Consider the following 19406-nt stretch of genomic DNA (forward strand, 5'->3'; position numbering starts at 1 on the left):
CCTCTCCCTTCCGGGAGAGGTGGGGCGCGAGTCCGTTAGAGGTCTTCCTGGGTGATGCTGAGCACTTCGGCGATGGTGGTCTCGCCCAGGGCGATCTTCCGGGCGCCGTCATCCAGCAGGGTGCGCATGCCGTGGCCCACGGCCGCCTTCTTGATGGTGGAGGCGTCCACGTTCTTGAGGGCCAGCTGGCGCACGGTGTCATCCACCAGCAGCAGCTCGTAGATACCGGTGCGGCCCCGGTAGCCGTTCTGGTTGCAGGAGGGGCAGCCGGTGGCCTTGTAGATCTTCTCCACCCCGTAGCGCTCCTTGAGCAACGCCCGGGTGAGGGTGAGCTCCTTGAGCTCCTCGTCCGTGGGCGTGTACTGCACCCGGCAGTCCGGGCACACGCGGCGCACCAGACGCTGGGCGAGCACGCCCGTGAGCGAGGAGGCCACGAGGAAGGGCTCCACGCCCATGTCCACCAGACGGGTGATGGCGCTGGCCGCGTCGTTGGTGTGCACCGTGGAGAACACCAGGTGGCCCGTCAGCGAGGCCTGGATGGCGATCTCCGCCGTCTCCTTGTCGCGGATTTCGCCCACCATGATGACGTCCGGATCCTGGCGGAGGAAGGAGCGCAGGCCTTGGGCGAAGGTGAGGCCAATCTTCGGGCTGATGGCCATCTGGCCAATGCCCTTGAGCTGGTACTCGACCGGGTCCTCGACGGTGAGGATGTTGAGGTCCGGGGTGTTGATGCGCGAGAGCGCGCCGTAGAGCGTGGTCGTCTTGCCGCTACCGGTGGGGCCCGTCACCAGGACGATGCCGTGCGGGCGGCGGATGACGTGCTCCATCTGCTCGAGCATCTGCGAGGCCATGCCCAGCTCGGTCAGATCCAGCAGCGTGGTGTTCTTGTCCAGCAAGCGCATGACGATGCGCTCCCCGTAGGTGGTGGGGATGGTGGACAGACGGATGTCGATGTCGCGGCCGGCCAGCTTGATGCGGATGCGGCCGTCCTGGGGCAGGCGCTTCTCCGCGATGTTGAGCTGGCCCATGACCTTCACGCGGCCGATGATCGCGTTCTGGTAGCGCTTGGGCGGCTTGATGATCTCCTGCAGCACGCCGTCGATGCGGAAGCGCACCAGCAGCTCGCGCTCCATGGGCTCGATGTGGATATCGCTGGCGCGCTCCTTGGCGGCGCGGAAGAGCACGGAGTTGATGAGGCGGATGATGGGCGCCTCGTCACCCTCGTCCGCGAGCAGGTCCTTGACCTCCTCGATCTCCTGGCTGAGCGCGTCCAGGTCCGTCGCCTCCAGCTCGTCCACGAGCTGCTCGGCCTCGTTGGTGGCGCGGTCATAGACGCTGTTGATGGCGTCCACGATGGTGGAGGTGAGCGCGATGCGCGGCTGGATGTCCCGGCCCAGCAGCATGCGCGCGTGGTCCAGCACGGTGGTGTCCAGCGGATCCGCCACCGCCAGGACCGCGGCATCCCCCTCCACGGACAGGGGGAGGATGCGCGCCTGCTTGGCGAAGTTGATGGGCATCCGCCTGATCAGCTCGGCGTCCACCTCCTCGAGGAAGATGCGCGCCAGGTAGGGAAGATCGAGCTGGAGGCCGAGCGCCTTGGCCACGTCCTCCTCGCTGATGACCTTCATGCCCACCAGGACCTCGCCCAGCCGGCCACCCTTCTCGGCCTGGAGCTGGAGCGCTTCCTGGAGCTTCTCCTCCGTGAGACCACGGGTGTGGCGGAGGATCTCCCCCAACGGCCGGCCGCATAGGAAGGCGGGACCATTGGAGACGACCTGGGTGGCGGCGTCGGCGGGCTTGGCGGGTGGGGCGTCAGCGAGCAGGCTCATGTTCTATCTCTCGTCCCCAGTGTTCGGCTGGATGCGCAGGCGCTCCTGATCTTCGGGCGCGGGCGGAGGCTGCACGGGGACCGGCTCCTCCGACGGAGTCAAGGAACCCCCCGCTCCCGGCGAGACTTCCCCGGCGCGCGGCGAAGGCTGCGAGGAGCCGGCCGCCGGGTCGGCTGGCCGCAGGACGCGCTCCCCGGGCTGGCCGGGACCGCCGTTCTCCAACTTCTGCGACTCGGTGTGCACCACCCGGCGCATGCGGCCCAGCGGCCCGTTCTTGCGGCTGAAGTCCACCGGCACGTCATAGCCGGCCACCTGGCCGTAGAACTGCTCCACGAACTGCTGCCGCTCGGCCATCTTGCGCTCGAAGATGCGCCGGAAGTCCGACTGGTCCCGGATGATGTGGGGCGTCAGGAAGAGCAGCAGGTTCGTCTTCGTCTTGCGCCGGTTCGTCTGCCGGAAGAGGTGGCCCAGCAGGGGCACGTCACCCAGGATGGGCACCTTGGCGACGGACTCGATGGTGCGCTCCTGCATGATGCCGCCGATGACCACCGTCTCCTGATCCTTGGCCACCACCGTCGTCTTGGCGCTGCGCTTGGAGGTGGTGGGGCCGAGCACCGGATCCGTCGAGGCGATCTCCTCGGTCTGCTCGGTGATGGTCATCCGGATGAAGTCGCTCTCGTTGATCTGCGGCTTGACGGTGAGCTTGAGCTCCACGTTCTGGCGGGTGATGGGGGCGTAGAGGCTGCCCAGGCCGCCCAGGCTGCCGAGCAGTGACGGGGTGAGGCCGCCGGTGGCGCCGCCGGTGGAGCCCAGGCCGGTGCCCAGCGAGGAGGGCGAGAAGCCGGACTGGAAGGGCACGTTCTGGCCGACGGTGATCTCCGCCTCCTCGTTGTCGCTGGTGAGGATGTGCGGGGTGGAGAGCACGTTGACGTCCGAGCTCTGCTGGAAGGCGTGCAGCACCACGCCGAAGGCGGGGATGTCGATGCCCAGGTTCTTCAGCTCGGGGATGACGGGGCCCTGGAGGCCGGCGAGGAAGCCGCCGAAGCTGGCCAGGTTGGCCAGCGAGAAGGAGGGAGGCAGGCCCTGGGTGGTGTACTTGGTGCCAATGATGCCCGAGCCGGTCCCCAGCGGGGTGCCCACCTGGTAGCCGCTGTGCAGGCTCAGCCCGAACTCGTTGTTGCGGTCCAGGTTGACCTCCATGATGACGGCCTCGACGAACACCTGGCGCCGCGCCTTGTCCAGCTCGCGGATGACGCGCACCAGGCTGCGGTAGTCGCTCTGGCTGGCGATGATGACGAGCGAGTTGGTGCCCTTGTCGGCGGAGATCTTCACCTCACCGGCGAACAGCTCGGCGGAACCGCCCCCCGTGCTGCCAGGGCGGGGCATGCCCGGAGCTTGGGTGGGGATGGGCGCGCGCGGCCGGCCGGTGGTGCCCTGCGACAGCGTCTGCAGCGTGCTGGCGATCTCCTCCGCGTTGGCGTTCTCCAGCGGGTAGACGTTGATGCGCTCGGTGCCGGCGGTGGGGATGTCCAGCTCGCGCACCATGCTCTGGATGCGCTCGAAGGCGGCGGGGCTGGCCACGACGATGAGCTTGTTGGTGCGCTCGTCGGGGATGATCTGCGAGAAGGTCACCGGGCCACCGGCACCGCTGCTGCCCTCGGGGCCGGGCATGGGCACCGCGTCAGGGCCGCCGGGGGGCATCACCGAGGGGGCACCGGGACGGCTGGCGCCGGGACGGCCGGCGCCACCCTTTTGCTCGAAGAGCTTCTGCACCGTGGCGGCCACGTCCTGGGCGGTGGCGTACTGCACCTGGATGATGCGCACCTCGTCACTGGCCGCGCGCGTGTCGAGCTGATTGACGATGCGCTCGAGGCGGTGCACGTTGGAGCCCACGTCGTTGACGATGATGGTGTCCGGCGGGTACGGGATGGTGTCACCGTCCTTGGACACGAGCTGCTGCAGCACCCCACGCAGAGGCTCCACCTCGACGTTCTTGATGCGGAACAGCTTGGTGATCATCTGCTCGTTGGTGGTGTAGGTCGCGTCCGGGTCCACCAGCGTGGGGATGGGGTTCTGCTTGGCGGCGCGCTTGTCCACGATCTTCAGGAAGCGCCCGTGCTGGTAGACGGACAGGCCGTTGGCATCGAGCGCCGCCAGGAAGGCGGCGTAGAACTGGTCCGCGTCCACCTCCACGCGCCCGTTCTCCGGGCCGATGATGGAGATCTTCCCGCGCACGTTCTCCGGGAGGATGAACGTGCGGCAGGTCGCGTCCGACACGGTCTGCACCAGCTTCTCGATGTCCACCTTGTCGAAGTAGATGCCGTAGCGGGCGCGGCGGCGGACCTCCTCGCACGTGGGCATCTGCCGCACGCTGGCGCTCCCGCCTTCGGGGGACGTCTGAGGGGAGATCTCGCGCTCGGCGGGAGTGCCCGCGGGCTGAGGTGGACCGGGGCGGCGCTGCGCCAGGGCGGGCGCGGCGATCGCCAGGCACAGCAGGAGCAACCAGGACGGAAGCGTCTTCATGGAAGGGCGGGGTAATGCGGGGTTAGCGGATGGTGTAGTTCTTGCGGACGCTCGAACCGTTGCGCTCCAGCTCGATCTCGATCCGCGAGGCTTCCTTCAGCTTCGCGTAGACCTCGAGGGCCTTCTCGGGGCTGTTGAGCTCGAAGCCGTTGATGCGCTTGATGACATCGCCGTTCTGGACGCCAATCTTCGAGTAGATGGAGTCCGGGCGGATGGAGAAGAGCTTGAAGCCCTGGGCCTGGCCGTCCTTGAAGGCCGGCACGATGCGCGCCTGCATGGCCACGTCGTTGAGGTTGGACAGCGTGCGATCGATCTCCGCGCGCGGCACCTCGTAGTCGTTCTCGCTCATGGCGCGGATGCCGCTGGCGTTGGGGGCCTGCACGGGCGGGCCGCTGGGCACCGGCGGCGGGGTGTAGGCGGCCACGGCGGCGCCGTCACCCGGCTGGCCGTCGATGAACTCCTTGCGGCCGGCGTTGATGATGATGACGCGCTCGCGCTCGATGTCGATGACCTCGGCGCCCTGGATGCGGTCGCCCACCATGTACGTGGTGGAGCGCTGGGTGTTCATGTCCTGCACCGAGGACACGGACCACAGCTTGTCGCTGGCCACCAGGGTGCCCAGCAGCTTCACCCGCAGGCTGCTCTTCACGGGGGCGGCGTTGGGGTCCACGTCGGGCTGGCCGGAAGGCTCGGCCACCACGGGCTCGGGCTCGGGCACGGCCACGCCGGTCAGCTCCGACAGGCGCTTGAGATCCAGCGAGGCCAACGTCACCGTGGGCTTCGCCTTCTGCCGTCCCGACACCTCGCCCGACGGCAAGGGGGTGAGGGCGGACTCGACGAACAGGTTCACCGTGCGTGCCGCCAGCAGGGCGACCAACAGGATGAAGACCAGATTCACGGTCCAGAAGTACTTGCGGAAGAAGAGTTCCATCACGCGTCCAGAGAGGGCCTACTCGGGATTGAGCAAGCGGGGTGCCACCCGCAGGGGGGGGCGGGCAACCCGAGCCTTACAGCCAAGTACTTGAATTCATTCCGGAATAAGCCAGTCCGCTGGTAGCAGAAGCGGGCGTCGTGGCCGCGTGGGACAAAATGTCAGCAGCCGGGCAGAGAGCCTGACGGGCTGTCACTCGGCAGGGGGCGAGCCGGGTCCCTCGCCAGCGCCGGGAATCTCGGAGGCCTCGCGCTCCAGCTTGCGGTAGATGGTGCGCGCCGCGATGCCCAGCAGGCGGGCGGCCAGCGTCTTGTCTCCCTTGGTGTGGCGCAGGGTCTCGTGGATCACCCGGCGCTCGACCTCCTCCATGGGGGTGCCAATGGGGATGACGAGTTGTCCGGCCGAGCCCAGGGGGCCCTTGCGCACCGTCTCGGGCAGGTCACCCACCTCCAGCACGTCCGTCTTGGCGAGCACCACCGCGCGCTCCACGGCGTGCTCCAGCTCGCGCACGTTGCCCGGCCAAGCGTAGTTCTCCAGGGTGCTGAGGGCCTCGGGGGAGAAGCCGCGCAGGACCTTGCCATTCTTGGAGGCGAAGCGGCGCAGGAAGGCGTCGGCCAGCAGGGGGATGTCCTCGCGGCGCGAGGCGAGCGCGGGGATGCGCACCTCCACCACGTTGAGGCGGTAATAGAGGTCCTCGCGGAAGCGGCCCTCGGCCACCTCGCGCTGCAGATCCTTGTTGGTGGCGGCGACGATGCGGACGTCCACCTTGACCGTCTGGGTGCCACCCAGGCGCTCGAGCTCGCCCTCCTGGAGGACGCGCAGGAGCTTCACCTGGGCGGACAGGGGCATCTCGCCCACCTCGTCCAGGAAGAGGGTGCCACCACTGGCGCGCTCGAAGCGGCCCTCGCGGCGGGCCACCGCGCCAGTGAAGGCGCCGCGCTCCACGCCGAAGAGCTCTGCCTCGAGGATGCTCTCCGGGAGGGCGCCGCAGTTGATGGCGACGAAGGGCCCCTTGGCCCGGTTGGACTGTTCGTGCAGGGCGCGGGCGGCCAGCTCCTTGCCGGTGCCCGACTCACCGAGCAGCAGCACCGTGGCCGTGGAGGGAGCGGCCTGGCGGATCGTGTCCATCATGGCCCGGAAGGCGGGGGACTGGCCGACCATGGAGCGCCCACCGGTGCTCCCCATCTCCGCCAGCTTCGCCTTGAGGACGCGGTTCTCCGCGGCCAGCTCGTGCCGCTCCAGCGCCTTCTGGACGGACTTCACCAGCGAGTGGCGCTTGAGGGGCTTGGTGATGAAGTCGTAGGCGCCGTCCTTCATGGCGGCCACGGCCGTCTCCACCGTGCCGTAGGCCGTCATCAGCACCACCTCCACGTCCGGGCGGATGGTGCGCGAGGCCTTGAGCAGCTCCTGCCCGTCCATGCCGGGCATCATCAGATCCGTCACCATCACGCTCACCTCGGGCCGGCGCAGCAGCTCCAGCGCCTCGGTGCCATTGCTGGCGGTGAGGGTCTCCAGGCCTTCGCGCTGGAAGATGCGCGAGACCGAGTCGAGGTTGGCCCGATCGTCATCGACGACCAGAACGGTGGTGGGCGGTGTCGTCATGGTGCTGGCTGCCTTGCAATCCTTATTCCGAGTCCTCGGCCAGGAGGGGTCCGCTCATGCGGCCGAGGTCCTCGCGGTTCACCTTATCCAGATTGAACTTCCGGGCGCTGGAGATCATCCGGGCCACGGTGGGGTCGAACTCGACGGGGCCGTCCTTCTTGAAGCGGAGGAAGTTGATGCGGGCCACGACGAAGTTCTTGAGGTAGGGGCTCTGCAGGCCACGGGTCTTGAGGGCGTCCACCACGGTGGCCACGGCGTCGTCCAGCTCCAGCAGCTTGTCGGCGCGGGCCTCGCGCACCCGGAGGGCCTCGGCCAGGGGCTGGTCCAGGAAGGACTCCGCGCGCTTGATGAAGGGGTGGTAGGCGCCCCCGGAGAAGCGGGGCCGCTTCTCGTAGGCCGCGCCCAGGGTGAGGAAGGCGGGCTCCTCGAAGAGGTGGGCGAACTCGGACTCGCGCCCGGCGCGTGCTCCGGTGAGGCCCCGGTGCATGCGGATGACCTCGAGCGAGCGCTCCTTCAGGTTGTGCGCCTTCTCCGTGTTGAGGGCGAGGATCTGATAGGCCACGTCCTCCTCGGGCAGCACCAGGGCCATGATGGACTTGCCGCCCAGGAGCTTGGAGGCCTGGAGCCGGTGGTTGCCGTTGGGCGTCCAGTATCTGCCCTCCTTGCGGATGGCGATGATGGGGTCCAGGAAGCGGTCCAGCCGCTCCATGGCGCTGGCGAGCCGCTTCACATGGGGCTCGGACACGTCGCGCTGGTAGGGGGTGGGCTCGACCTTGTCGATGGGCAGGGCGGCGAACACCACGGTGTGAGCGCCGAGCGGGTCGCGGTAGACGCTCAGCACCTGGCCGCCGTCCTCCTGGATGCCCTGCACCAGCTCGACGGGGGGCGTGGCGGCCTCGCTCGCCACCTCGGCGGCGCTGAGACCCTTGGAGGCGGGCTCGGCCTTCTTGCGGCGGGGCCGGCGGGTCGCGGTGGTAGTGGTGGCCGCCTTCTTGCGCGGTGACTTCGCTGCCATGGACATCCCCCTTGTCGCGGAAGGGGGACGCTAGGCGATCGCCGCGGCGCGGGGCAGGGGGAAACGACCCATCGAAGGGGTCTCGGGCCCCGGGTCGAGCTTCGGCTACTCCGCGAGCGTGGCGCCCTCCTGCTGGAGTAGGCGGCGTACCTCTTCCTCGAACTCGCGCCCCACACTCCGGGCCTCGTCGGAGTCGCCAGACTGCATCAGTCCCGAGTCCAGCAGGCGGGTGAGTGTCTGGGAGGGCCCGGCCACGACATGCGCGATCTGGTCTCCCGTGCTCAAGGAGAGCCAGCGCACGTCGCTGCCCCGCGCCCGTGCCACGGCATTGAGGAAGGTGAGCACCGCGTCCAGGTCGTACCAGTCGCCGAGCGCCTGGGCCTTCGTCTCGTAGCGCTTGCCTCCGCCCCAGGCGATGAGCCGGTAGGAGCCCGTTCCCGCCTCGTCCTCCTCGAGCGTGGGAGGTACCTCCTCGAAGAGGAAGCCTGGCAGCGCTTCGGGGGCGAGCGCGGCCAGCTCCCGCAGCAGGGAGTCGTGCGCGTTGGGGAACATGCCCGTCTCCACGTCGAAGACATGAGCCCGTCCTCTCGCGAGGAGCACCTCCTCCACGGTGAGAGCGAACTCCTGAGGCGCGGCCTTGCGCGGGAGGGCCGTCAGGCCGAGCCCATCCAAGTGCGCCTCGAGTGCCCCGGAGGCAGGGAAGCGCGTGAGCACGTGTACCGCATCCTGCATTTCGGCTGGCACCGGCCCTCGGCTCCACGCCTTCGCTACCGCTGCTGCCTTCTCGCGCGACAGCGCCGCGAGGGCTCCGAGGCAGCTGGCCGTGTGCCATTCGTTCTCGGAGCGCTGGCTGGCACAGCGAGTGAGGTACTCAATGCGCTCGGCGCGCGGAACATCTTCCCGTTGCGCGAAGTTGGCTGGGGAGATCGTTTCCTTGTGCAACTGCTCGCGCGGGTCGGCGGCAGCCTCTGAACGCGAGGACTCGTCTGGTTTGCACAGGGGCTCGGAGTCGCGGGCGCACAGAGCCTGGAAGAGAGTGCGCGCCTTGGGGTGGCTCTGCCGGTACATCGCCGCCGCGAGGGTGTCACGGAGCGAGGCCGTGGTTGCCGCTGCATGGAGCCTCAGGAGCGCTTCCGCCGCGCGTGGAGAATCCGTCTCACCGAGCAGCATGGCGGCCGTTCGGGGCAGAAGGGATGACGGGCTGTCCGCTTCCCGGCGTATTGCTTCGGACGCCGCACGCTCCAGCTTCGGCGAGAACGGCACGAGGGTGGGGACAGTGGGGCTCTGCCAGCGTTGGTTGTCCAGGTAGGAGATGTAGGCGAAGGCGGGGGCCTCCTGCTTTTCGAAGAGGGCCGCCGTCTCCGGGTCGTTGCACCGGGTGAGCCCGAACCAAGCCAGCTCACGCGCGGTGGCGGAGCGCTTCGCATCGAGCACCACGCTGCGTGCCCAGTCGCAGCTTCCCATGCCGCAGTGAGAGACGAGGTTCGCGTAGGACTGCACGACCTTCGAGGTTTCAGCGCCCGAGGCCACCGCGCGGTTCACCGACTCGACCAGCCGCTCGACCATGTCGGGGTCTCCCGCGCACAGCGCGTCCACCACGTGCGCACGGGGTGGGTGCTCCGGTCTCCAGGTGTCCTCTTCGCGTCGGGTGAGGTCCGGCAGGGGCGCCCGGAAACGGGCGGGGGCTTCGCTGTCCCGTACGTCCAGCTGCGCGTAACGCCAGCGGTCCGCGGGAGGCGATGCAGGTCGAGCCTCCTGGCTCTCGGCCGCCGAACCCTTACAGGCCTTTCCGCTGCAAGCGAGGAAGGGGAGCAGGCTCAGGGACATCCACAAGGGGAGTGCGTGGCGCATTGCGGGCGGCACCCTAACACTCGCCGCCGCTTGGCGGATGCGTGGGCTGCGGCCCTCGATTCCGTCACGATTCCGTGGTGGCTCCGTGCGCTTCACGGAGAGTGATACACTGAGGGTCTGGGGAGCCGTTGCGCCCCTCCGCAACAGGCTGGCCTCTCGTGAGAGGCCGCACCGAATGGGGAGCAGCACATGTCCTTCAAGATCGGTCCGAAGATGCCGGAGGTTTTCTCTCAACCCACGCGCCCGGCGGCTCCTCCACCGCCGCCTCCTCGCCCTGCGCGCGAGCCGGCTTCCTCCTCGCGGTTCGACTCCACTCAGGCGACGGCCCAGCGGCAGAAGGCGCTGAGCACCACCGGCGCCAACGAGGCCAGCACGCTGCGCACCGAGGTCCTGGGCGATGGCCGCGCCAACTGCCTCGAGAAGGCCGTACGCCTGGCCGGGCCCGGTGACTCCATTGTCCTCATGCACGATGGCACGGATGGCGTGGGTCACGCCCTGGTGCAGCGGCAGGATGGCTCGGTGCTGGATCCCAACTATCCGCAGGTGCGCTACGAGACGCTGGGCCAGTGGCAGGCGCTCAACCCCCGGTACGGTAACCCCGTCACCGCCGGAGCCGGGGACGTGCGCCAGGCGCTGGCGGTACCCCCGGGAGCCCAGCGGGACGCGGTGCTGTCGCGACTGGGCTTGCTGGACGAGGCCTCGGTGCGGGTGGCTGACCCTGAGACGGAGGTGACGGCCTCGGGCGGCGGGCTGGAGCAGCAGCAGGGCATCTCCTTCGGTGCCGACGGAAAGATCACCTACACCGAGCAGACGTCGCTGAATCCCACGGAGTTCGAGTTCGAGCGCGGCCAGTTGGGCGCCACCCTCCAGGCGGGCCCCTACGCCAACACCGAGGTGTCGCTGGAGTGGAATCCGAACAGCCCCACCGCGAATGGCACCTACGCCGTCACCGTGACGTACGGCGCCGAGGCGGGTGCGCAGCTCAACGGGGGGGCGACCTATGGTCCCTACGGCCTGAGTGGCGGAGTGGCGGCCGGAGCCAGCAGCTCGGCGGAGTACACGCTGTTCCTCACGCAGGCCCAGATGGAGCAGGCAGCGCAGGGCACCTATCCGCTGCCGTCCATCGCCGACCCGCTGTCGCTGCCCGAGGGCGGCGCGATGACACTCGAGGCGGGCGCCTTCCATACCCAGTCCGGCAGCATCTCCTACGGCGGGCTCACCCTCAGCTCCGAGTCGACGCGGACGAACGGCTATTCGGTGGCCGCCGAGCGCACCGGCGACTCCACTGTGCGCATCACCGTGGGCCCCAAGGACACCCTGGAGAACAACTTCGGCTTCGGGCTGTCGTTCGGTGACGACGCCAGCCTGACGATGACGCGCAACCGCACCACCACCAACGAGAACCTGGTGTCGGTGGAGTTCGACCTCGGAACCGCCCAGGGACAGGCGGCCTACGAGACCTTCCTGCGCACCGGCGCGCTGCCCACCGCCGAGGGCCCGGGCGTCAGTGGGCTGTTCCACGAGCAGACGTACACCTACGAGGGAGCGCTGGAGGCCGGCCTGGAGCTGGGCCCCCTCTCCATCGGCGGCGAGCTGTGGAGCGAGAGCGCCGTCATCACCCGCCGCATGGAGGATGGGGTGGAGAGCCTCACCACCCAGGACTCGCTGGCCAATGGCACCTCCATCAGCGGCTCGTTCGTCCCCTCGCCGGATGGCAACCACCAGCTCGACTCCATCTCGTTCACCCTCAATCCGAACAGCCCCAATCCCCTTACCCTCACGGTGAACGGCGAGGAGGGCTTCCAATCGCTGCGGCAGGCCGCCGCCGAGCAACTGCAGCACGCCGTCATCGAGACGCTCGCGCAGGGGCAGGGGATGACGCGCGAGGAGACGATCGCCTGGATGCAGAGCCGGGGGGAGCCGCTCTCGACGTTGGCGGTGCCTCCCTCGGATCCGAACTTCTCCTACGAGGGCTTCCTCAACGCGTTCAACGAGCAGGACGTGAGAAATGGCGGCATGCCCACCATGCCGCCGATGACTGCGACGATCCTCAACTGGCAGCCCGGCGAGCCGTACCTGCCCGTCTTCACCCAGGGCCTGGCCGGCAGCACCAACCCGGAGGAGTTGATGGGCAGCGAGGGCACGATGTCGACGAATTTCGGGGGAGGCGTGGTGCCCGTCCCCTCGCTCTTCGACATTGGCTTGCAGAACCTGCCCGGCATCGAAGTCGTCGGGCGCTGAGGCTCGACAACCTCCACCTGCTAGGACCGCGGTGTCGCCCAGATGGCGCCGTGGGCCTCCGGCGCGTCCGAGGACGTTTCCGCCGTGTAGAAGTAGGCCGCGACCGCGGCTCGACCGCGGTTCTCGGGACACTCCAGAGGGGAGGGGTGGCCATGCCAGTAGTTATCGCCATGCGCCATCACGACCAGCCGATCGAGGAGCGGAGCGATTCGGGTCTCGCACTTGGAGAGGTCGGCATTCCACAGATCGAGGTCACCGCCCCAGGCGGGCTCCCAGCCTGGGTTCAGGTAGTAGAGAACGGTGAGCCGCCGCGAGAGCGCACGGAAGCGATCTCGGTTGAAGTCCGCGTGAAGCGCCAGATGGCCCCCGCGAAGTGTGAGGTGTAGCCCGGCGCCCCGGAAATGCGGATCCGCGATGAGCCCCTGCACTCCGGTGAGGGTCTCCAGGAAATCGAGGAACGACATGCTCGAGAACTCCGAGAGCAGGTGACGGAGCGCTCCGTGCACACCTTCGAACGCCTTGCGCTGAAGCTGTCCCAGGCGCGCCGCCTGTTCCTGATGATCTCGCCGCTTCCAGCTCGCCTCGGATGCACCGGGGAACACCCCTGCCAGCTCGGACGCGAGCCGCTCTCCCAGGAAGCCGTCGATGACGACGTGAGGGTAGGGCCGCGCGGCGCCGTAGGTGTCACGATGGGCCAGCGCGAGCGCGCGGAGCGCCGTACGGGAGAGGAAGAAGCTCGGACCCAGCAACGGACCCTCTTCGAGGGTGACGACGCTCACCGCGCGCCTCCGCCACGGCGTGTCCTGGTGAGCCAGGCCTCGACACGCTGCTCGAGGATGTCCAGCGGGAGGGAGCCGTCGAGCAACACCAGGTCGTGGAACTCGCGGACGTCGAAGCGCTCTCCCAGCTCGCGCTCGGCCCGCGTGCGCAGCTCCCGGATCTTCAGCTGCCCCACCTTGTAGGCCAGGGCCTGACCCGGCCAGGCGATGTAGCGGTCGACCTCGTTGACGATATCCAGTTGCTGGCGCGGCGAGTTCTCCAGGAAGTAGTCGATGGCTTGCTGCCGGCTCCAGCGCCTGGCATGCATGCCGGTGTCCACCACCAGCCGGACGGCGCGCCATATGTCGAAGGCGAGCTGGCCGAACTTGTCGTACGGGTCGTCGTACAGGCCGAGCTCATCGCCCAGGGTCTCGCAATACAGGGCCCAGCCCTCACCGTAGGCCACGTAGTAGCCGTAGCGCCGGAAGTCGGGGAGGTGGCTCTGCTCGGCGGCGAGCGACGTCTGGAGGTGATGTCCGGGCACGGCCTCGTGCAGGGTGAGGGGAACCATCTCCCAGATGGGCCGTGTCTCGGGACGATAGAGATTCACCAGGTACGTGCCGGGGCGGGAGCCGTCGGACGCGGCCGGGTAGTAGAAGCCGGTGGTGACATCCGGGGCCATGGCTTCTGGGGTCGGCTCGACGCCATAGGGCTGCCGCGGCAGGGTCTTGAACAGCCTCACCAGGCGCGGGTCGATCTGCTTGGAGAGCGCCCGATAGTGCAGCAGCAGGTCCTCGCCCTTCTTGTAATAGAAGCGGGAATCCGTGCGCAGGTAATGGAAGAACTCGTGGAGCGAGCCCTGAAAGCCCGTCTTCGCCTTCACCGCTTCCATTTCGGCGCGGATGCGTTTGACCTCAACCAACCCGAGCTCGTGGATCTGCTCCGGGGACAGGTTCGTCGTCGTGTACCTGCGGGTGAAGAAGCCGTACATCTCCTGCCCCTCCGGCAACTGCCAGATGCCCACCTGCTCGGGCGCGGCGGGGAGGTACTCGTCCGTCATGAATTGGTGGAAGCGCTTGAGCGCTGGCAACACCCCGCGCGAGATCGCAGCGCGGCCCGCGGCTGACAGCCGCTGCTGTTCGGCCGGAGCGATGCTGGAGGGAAAGCGCGTGAAGGGGCTGTAGAACCCGCTCTTCGTGGCGTCATCCACGAGCTGCTTCTCGAGCTGTGACGGAATGCGCTGCAGGATGACGTTGGGGTGGATGAGGCGCTCACTCATGCCCTCGCGCATGAGCGCCATGACCTGGTCTACGTAGGTGCCGAAACTGTCGAGCCGGGCAATCCACTCCTCGTAGTCCTTCGTCGTGGAGAAGCGCAGCGTGTCGGCGAGCTGGTAGGCCGTCTGGATGCCCGGAGGCTGTTTGACGCCCTCCGGGATTCCGCCCACCTGGTTCGTGGGCAGCAGGTGCCACTTGAACCGGTTCTCCTCGACCCAGAGGGCGTAGTCACGGCGGAACAGGTCGTAATTGAGCTGGTCCTCGGCCGGGAGCTGCTTGCGATCCAACTTCTGGAGCTGCGCGAGGACCTGGAGGTTGTGTTGGTGGTCCGCCTCGATGGCGGCGAGACTCAGGTCATCCCAGCGGCTGTTCCAGCGGCGGTCGCCCATCACCGACGCAAAGGTGGGGCTGTGCTCGAGCTGGTATTGCCACTCGCGCTCCATCAGCGCATGGAGCGTGGTCGTGGCGGTGTTCTTCTTGGTTGCCCCTGCGGTGAGGGGGAGTGTGGCGATGAGACCCAGGGCGAGTCGCCGGACTGCTTGCAGCATGAACCGTCCTCTTGATGTGGCGGCCAGCATACCCTGGGCGGTCACCGTGCGCCGCTGACCCGTTGAGCCTCGGACGGCGCTACGGCGTGCCGAGCATGATCAGGTTTCCCTCCGGCGGGCATCTGGCTCTTCGGATCCGGCGGCGGGCCGAAGCCGCTCAGGACGATCTATCGGCCTGCTCCGTCGCTCCCTACTCCTGGAAGGGGTTGCTGAACCTGGGATCGTTCACGAAGTCCAGGTCGGTGAAGCTCTCCAGGAAGGCGATGAGGTCGGCGCGCTCCTGGGCGCTCAGTTCGAAGGGCCGCACCAGCGGGTTCTTCAGCGGGCTCGCCCGGCCATCCCCCACGTGGGGCCCGCTCGTGACGTTGCGCCCACCGGCGATGTAGAAGTCCAGCACCTCCTCCAGGGTGGCGATGCTGCCGTCGTGCATGTAGGGCGCCGTCAGGGCCACGTTGCGCAAGGGCGGCACGCGGAAGCGCCCCATGTCCTTGGGGTCGTTGGTGAACTCGTAGAGGCCGGTGTTGTCCAGCGGGTAGGCGCCCTGGCCATCCACGTTGTAGAGGCCTGTGTTCTGGAAGTCCCGCTCGGACAGCTTCGTGTCCTTCGAGCGGAACGAGTTCGTCAGGTGCGGCCCGCTGTGGCAGTGGTAGCACTCGGCGCGCTCGCCGAAGAACAGCTCCAGGCCTCGCTTGGCGGCCGGTGACAGCGCGCTGGCGTCTCCCTGGAGGTAACGGTCGTAGGGCGAGTTGCCCGACAGCAGCGTGCGCTGGAAGGACGCGAGCGCCTTCACGACGTTCTCCTCGTGGATGGGCTCCTTCTCGTCCGGGAAGGCCGCGCGGAAGAGGGCAGGGTAGCTCGCGTCCTCCCTCAGCCGTTGCAGCACCTCCTCCAGGCGGGTGCCCATGCCGAGCTCCAGCGGCGTCTCTGCGAAGAGCGGCACCAGCGCCTGCTTCTCCAAGGTGTCGAGCACGGGGTTGGCCCAGGTGTACGTGGCGAGGTAGGCCACGTTGGCCAGCCCGGGCGAGTTGCGCGGGACGACGTGCCCCGTGGAGCCGCTGGGCGTCACCTTGGCGTCACTGAAGGCCCGCTGCTGCTCGTGACAGCTGGCGCAGGCCATGGTGCCGTTGCCGGACAGCCGCTCGTCGTAGAAGAGGTGGCGGCCCAGCACCACCTTCTCCTCGGACATGGGGTTGTCCGCGGGCACGAAGGGCTCCGGGAAGCCGGGCGGTAGCTGCCACGCGTAGGGCTTCTTCTCCTCACCACACGCGGTGAGGAGCAGCAGTGACAGCACCGCGGTGCTCCACGACGACAGGGTTCGTGACGACATCCTGGAGGACTCCTTTTACTCGAGGAACACGGGGAGACGGCCCACGTGACACACGTTGCAGGCGCCCGAGGCCGTGGGGAACGGCATGAAGTTATAGGCGCCGGAGGTGGCGTTCATCACCTTGGGGAAGAGGGGCGTGTCCGGCAGCGGCACCGGCTCCGTGGTGTAGAAGTTGCCGTTCGCGTCGGCCTCGAGCGTGAGGATGACGGTGCCCCCACCATTGCGCTCCGTGGACATCAGGAGGGTGGTGTTGGGGTTGGGCCGGCGGTCGGCCGTGACGGCGGTGCCCGCCACGGTGAAGCGACCCGGCCCCAGGCCGTTGGGCCCGTGGCACGCCATGCAGTTCTCGCCGGCCCGGTGGCTGGTGCCGCCCCGCTGGCTCTTCATCGGGACATCGAGAGACGCCGGGCGATCCACGGGCGCGGGCGGCGTGGGAGGCGGCTCATCTCCAGGGTCACAGGCGGGAGCCAGGGCCACGAGCGAGACGAGGGGCAGAGCCCTGGCGAGGGTGCGGAGTCGGGAGTGCATGGGCGTGTCTCGTCGTGACTCAGCGGACGCGGATGAACGAGGCGGGCACGGCCTGCGGCGAGCCGTCCGCCGCCAGTCCCACCTGGGAGAAGAGCGCGGCGCACTCGGGGTCGGAGAGGCTCGACATGCAGCCAGCGATGTTGTCCGTCTTGTAGTCCACGACGTGGTCGAGGTCCGAGCCGGAGTAGAGGGCCGCCAGGTCGAGCACCACCTGGTTGTCCTCGGGGTTGAAGTCGCTCAGAGCCACTGCCGACTGGTTGGTGGAGGCGCAGGTGTAGCCCTCCGCCGTGCTGCCGGTGCAGCCGGACGCGCCCAGGTGGAAGAACCAGGTGGGGTTCTTCGTGCTGCGCACCTCCAGGCGCACGAACTTGTAGCCGCCCTTCCAGCTCCACCACATGCCCGGGGCGTTGAGCGGCGCCGGAGCGGTGGCGCCGTCCAGGTGGTTCATCTCCTCGGGGAGCCCCACCTTGAACTCGAGGCCCGTGTAGTCATTGAAGTCCGGTGCCCGGCCCACCACCTCCGGGCGCGTCTCGGGGCTGCCGGTGTCGCAGGTGCCGGTGCCGTCCTCGAAGTCGAGCAGCGCGATGGAATCCCGCTGCCACGTACCATCCTGGTCCAGCTTGAGCGCGTGCTTCTCGCCATTGGCGCGCACGAGCGTGACGTCCCGCACGTACATCTTGAACTCGAGCAACTCGATGGTGGTGCCCGACTTGCCGATGTTGGGGTAGCTGGCGTTGCAGCGTACGGACTGGTCGCCCACCTGCGGGCTGAACCGCACGGAGAACTTCTTCTCGGAGGAACCGTCTCCGCCACAGGCCTGGAGCAGGGGGAGCACGGACAGCAGGAGCAGAGCCGGGAGCGGCCTCTTCAGGACCTTCATCTTCCACCTCGGAATGTGCTGGGCGCGGCCAGCGGAGCAGGTGAGGCCAGCCATAGCAGGGGTGGATCCGCTCACTCGTGCGGCATTGTGTCGCATCGGGGATGGCCCGTTGGCTTCCAGGCGAACGTCCCGCGCTCACGCGCATATCGCTCCGAGGTGGGTTCTCGGAGATGTTCACCTTCTCAAGGTCCGAGAGAGGAGCAAGGCTGCGCCCTCTGGTCGTCAGTGCTGCCTGGCGGTGACCTGGCTGTCCGTGAGTTTTGCCTCGGCCGCTTTGCGCTCGAGCCCGGCGTTCTTCTCGGGAAGCCCAGGGTAGACGGTGACGTTGCCCGTGCGCGGTCCGGTCGCGGGCTCGGTGATGCCCGTGGCGAGCTCTACGTCTGACGCGGATAGGTCTCGGTGCACGTTCATCGCCGGCTCCACCGTGGCATCCCGCCCGCGGATGAAGCTCTGCTCGCGGACGATGAGCCGGTAGGCCTTGTTCATTCGTAGCGCGCGCTCGGGGCTCGGCAGTAGCAGCATGGAAATGTCCGAGTGCAGCGCCTCGAGTGCCTCGGGCCGCGGCTTGCCGTCCGCGGTGAAGAAGCGCGAGAGCACCTCCGTGTTCGCGCGCAACTCGTCGCCCGCGCCGTTCTGCTCCAGGTAGTACGTGTACTCGTAGCGTCCGTCCGCGCGGCGCGGCTCGCGCAGGCCCTTCAGGTCTCGCTGGGACCAGTGGAACCAGCCCGCCTGGAATTCGGAGCCGGGCAGCTTGCGGCCAAAGGAGAAGACGCTGTCATCGGTGGCCCCCACTCCCGAGTGGCACCCCATGCAGAAGGTGTTCTCCTCGTGTGTCTGCGGACGCAGCTCGCCACGCGCATCCTCGATGAAGCCCTGCAGCGTCCACCCGGCGCGGTTGCCCACCCCCAGCTCGATGTTGCCCTTGGCGGCCCGCGTGTCGTCGGGCTTCTTGATTGCTTCCAGCGCTTCCTCCGCCGCGGCGCGCTCGTGGTCGCCATAGGTCATCCAGCCACGCTTGAGCATGTAACGCAGCTCCTTCATGCGCCGGGCCAGCGTGGGTTTTCCGTCCACCACGTCCAGGTAGTACACGCCGTGGGCGAACTCCGTCCCCTCCGGGAAGAGCCCAGCCGCGAGGTGCACCTGTCCAGCCCGCTGGAGCGTCTGGGCCGCGCCTACCCAGCTCAGCATCGTCCCCTTGCCGGGAATCCACACGTATTTCACCTGGCGGGCCTTCCCCAGCCTTCCGTCTCCATCCAGGTCCACGCCCAGCTTCTTTTCGTCCGTAGGAGCAATCTCCACGTCGCGCCGCGCGATCATCGCCTCCGTGATGGCGAGGTTGAGCTCATAGGTGGCCAGGTCGAACCGGCCCGCGGCGTCCTGGCGGAAGGCCTCGGGCAGACGGATGAGCACGTCCCCGAAGGAGCCGTTGGTGGGCCAGAAGGTGCCAGGGAAGGGGTAGTACCCGAAGGCTCGCCAGCCCGTGTAGCCCCCGTCCGCGAGACGATCGAAGCCGTGCTCGTCGAACCGGAACTGGATGTCCGGTGTCCACCCGTCCCACGTCCCGTTGCCATTGGCATCCCACTGCGCCGGCACCTTCTCGAGCGCCTTGGCCAGCTTCAGTGAGCCGTCCTCGGCGAAGTAGTTGCTCTGGCGCACGTAGGCGAGGAGCTCTTCGTCTGGCATCGCCGCCACCGCCTGCCGGCGATCCACGAAGAGGTTCGTCCAGGGGTTGCGCATCGCGGGGCCGGGGAACGCGTACGTCTGCTGCACGTCCGCGTCCTCGAGGTAGTTGGGCGTGACGGAGCGCTGGTGGCAGGCGAAGCAGGGGTTATGCACCCGGCCGCCCTCCGCCGTCGTCTTCGTGTAGCACTGAGGCGGAATGTAGGGCGTTGGATGGGACAGCGCGTCTCGCTGCGCGGTGGCCGTGACTCGGGGCTGCTCCTCACGCCGAGTTCCAGGCTCGGACTTCTGGCACGAGCACGCGGTCAACAGGACACCCGAGAGCAGCAGGGCACAGATGCGCGACACCATGTCCGGGGACTCCAAGAAAGAACGACGCCGTGAAGGGGTGGCCTCCCATACCCGCTCACGGCGC

The 19406-nt window shown here is 68.2% G+C and carries 13 protein-coding genes; 1 reads left to right on the top strand and 12 read right to left on the bottom strand.

Features of this window, described 5'->3' with window-relative positions; genetic code table 11:
- Positions 1 to 35: 35 nt before the first annotated feature.
- From gspE to OV287_RS18125, 6 genes are all read right to left on the bottom strand, one after another.
- Positions 36 to 1829: a type II secretion system ATPase GspE gene (gene gspE, locus OV287_RS18100; protein ID WP_267535283.1), complete on the bottom strand. Its 1794-nt coding sequence runs from the start codon at positions 1827 to 1829 to the stop codon at positions 36 to 38.
- A gap of 3 nt (positions 1830 to 1832) precedes the next feature.
- Entirely contained in the window at positions 1833 to 4352 is a 2520-nt protein-coding gene (gene gspD / locus OV287_RS18105; RefSeq protein ID WP_267535284.1) for a type II secretion system secretin GspD, read from the bottom strand.
- A gap of 22 nt (positions 4353 to 4374) precedes the next feature.
- Positions 4375 to 5283 carry a type II secretion system protein GspC gene (gene gspC, locus OV287_RS18110; RefSeq protein WP_267535285.1) on the bottom strand — a complete coding sequence of 303 codons (909 nt, stop codon included), beginning with the start codon at positions 5281 to 5283 and terminating at the stop codon, positions 4375 to 4377.
- 192 nt (positions 5284 to 5475) lie between these two features.
- Positions 5476 to 6885: a sigma-54-dependent transcriptional regulator gene (locus OV287_RS18115; protein WP_267535286.1), complete on the bottom strand. Its 1410-nt coding sequence runs from the start codon at positions 6883 to 6885 to the stop codon at positions 5476 to 5478.
- 22 nt (positions 6886 to 6907) lie between these two features.
- Positions 6908 to 7900: a ParB/RepB/Spo0J family partition protein gene (locus OV287_RS18120; protein ID WP_267535287.1), complete on the bottom strand. Its 993-nt coding sequence runs from the start codon at positions 7898 to 7900 to the stop codon at positions 6908 to 6910.
- Positions 7901 to 8005: 105 nt separating this feature from the next.
- Positions 8006 to 9751: a hypothetical protein gene (locus tag OV287_RS18125; RefSeq protein ID WP_267535288.1), complete on the bottom strand. Its 1746-nt coding sequence runs from the start codon at positions 9749 to 9751 to the stop codon at positions 8006 to 8008.
- A gap of 189 nt (positions 9752 to 9940) precedes the next feature.
- On the opposite strand from OV287_RS18125, the gene OV287_RS18130 reads away from it, so the two are divergent.
- Positions 9941 to 11992 carry a hypothetical protein gene (locus OV287_RS18130; protein ID WP_267535289.1) on the top strand — a complete coding sequence of 684 codons (2052 nt, stop codon included), beginning with the start codon at positions 9941 to 9943 and terminating at the stop codon, positions 11990 to 11992.
- 20 nt (positions 11993 to 12012) lie between these two features.
- Here OV287_RS18130 and OV287_RS18135 read toward each other — a convergent pair whose 3' ends face one another.
- From OV287_RS18135 to OV287_RS18160, 6 genes are all read right to left on the bottom strand, one after another.
- A complete protein-coding gene (locus OV287_RS18135) occupies positions 12013 to 12771 on the bottom strand; it encodes a 2OG-Fe(II) oxygenase (RefSeq protein ID WP_267535290.1) in 759 nt (252 codons plus the stop codon).
- Positions 12768 to 14576, bottom strand: a complete 1809-nt coding sequence (locus OV287_RS18140; RefSeq protein ID WP_267535291.1) for a DUF885 domain-containing protein — start codon at positions 14574 to 14576, stop codon at positions 12768 to 12770. Before OV287_RS18140 ends, OV287_RS18135 begins: the two co-directional genes overlap by 4 nt.
- Positions 14577 to 14766: 190 nt before the next feature.
- On the bottom strand, positions 14767 to 15903 hold the full coding sequence (locus OV287_RS18145; RefSeq protein WP_267535292.1) for a methanobactin export MATE transporter MbnM: 1137 nt from the start codon (positions 15901 to 15903) through the stop codon (positions 14767 to 14769).
- A 15-nt stretch (positions 15904 to 15918) separates the two neighbouring features.
- A complete protein-coding gene (locus tag OV287_RS18150; RefSeq protein ID WP_267535293.1) occupies positions 15919 to 16431 on the bottom strand; it encodes a hypothetical protein in 513 nt (170 codons plus the stop codon).
- A 19-nt stretch (positions 16432 to 16450) separates the two neighbouring features.
- Positions 16451 to 17311, bottom strand: coding sequence for an MbnP family copper-binding protein (locus OV287_RS18155; protein ID WP_267535294.1), 861 nt, complete (start codon positions 17309 to 17311; stop codon positions 16451 to 16453).
- A 222-nt stretch (positions 17312 to 17533) separates the two neighbouring features.
- Positions 17534 to 19342, bottom strand: a complete 1809-nt coding sequence (locus tag OV287_RS18160; RefSeq protein ID WP_267535295.1) for an Aq_1262 family (lipo)protein — start codon at positions 19340 to 19342, stop codon at positions 17534 to 17536.
- Positions 19343 to 19406: the final 64 nt, after the last annotated feature.

This window comes from Archangium lansingense (assembly GCF_026626635.1).
GTDB lineage: Bacteria > Myxococcota > Myxococcia > Myxococcales > Myxococcaceae > Archangium > Archangium lansingense.

Excerpts from the sequence above, each read along its gene's own strand:
- OV287_RS18115 (WP_267535286.1), bottom strand. The coding sequence starts at position 6,885 with ATGACGACACCGCCCACCACCGTTCTGGTCGTCGATGACGATCGGGCC.
- OV287_RS18155 (WP_267535294.1), bottom strand. The coding sequence starts at position 17,311 with ATGAAGGTCCTGAAGAGGCCGCTCCCGGCTCTGCTCCTGCTGTCCGTG.
- gspD (WP_267535284.1), bottom strand. The coding sequence starts at position 4,352 with ATGAAGACGCTTCCGTCCTGGTTGCTCCTGCTGTGCCTGGCGATCGCC.
- OV287_RS18150 (WP_267535293.1), bottom strand. The coding sequence starts at position 16,431 with ATGCACTCCCGACTCCGCACCCTCGCCAGGGCTCTGCCCCTCGTCTCG.
- OV287_RS18160 (WP_267535295.1), bottom strand. The coding sequence starts at position 19,342 with ATGGTGTCGCGCATCTGTGCCCTGCTGCTCTCGGGTGTCCTGTTGACC.
- OV287_RS18125 (WP_267535288.1), bottom strand. The coding sequence starts at position 9,751 with ATGCGCCACGCACTCCCCTTGTGGATGTCCCTGAGCCTGCTCCCCTTC.
- gspC (WP_267535285.1), bottom strand. The coding sequence starts at position 5,283 with ATGGAACTCTTCTTCCGCAAGTACTTCTGGACCGTGAATCTGGTCTTC.
- OV287_RS18130 (WP_267535289.1), top strand. The coding sequence starts at position 9,941 with ATGTCCTTCAAGATCGGTCCGAAGATGCCGGAGGTTTTCTCTCAACCC.
- OV287_RS18140 (WP_267535291.1), bottom strand. The coding sequence starts at position 14,576 with ATGCTGCAAGCAGTCCGGCGACTCGCCCTGGGTCTCATCGCCACACTC.
- gspE (WP_267535283.1), bottom strand. The coding sequence starts at position 1,829 with ATGAGCCTGCTCGCTGACGCCCCACCCGCCAAGCCCGCCGACGCCGCC.
- OV287_RS18120 (WP_267535287.1), bottom strand. The coding sequence starts at position 7,900 with ATGGCAGCGAAGTCACCGCGCAAGAAGGCGGCCACCACTACCACCGCG.
- OV287_RS18145 (WP_267535292.1), bottom strand. The coding sequence starts at position 15,903 with ATGTCGTCACGAACCCTGTCGTCGTGGAGCACCGCGGTGCTGTCACTG.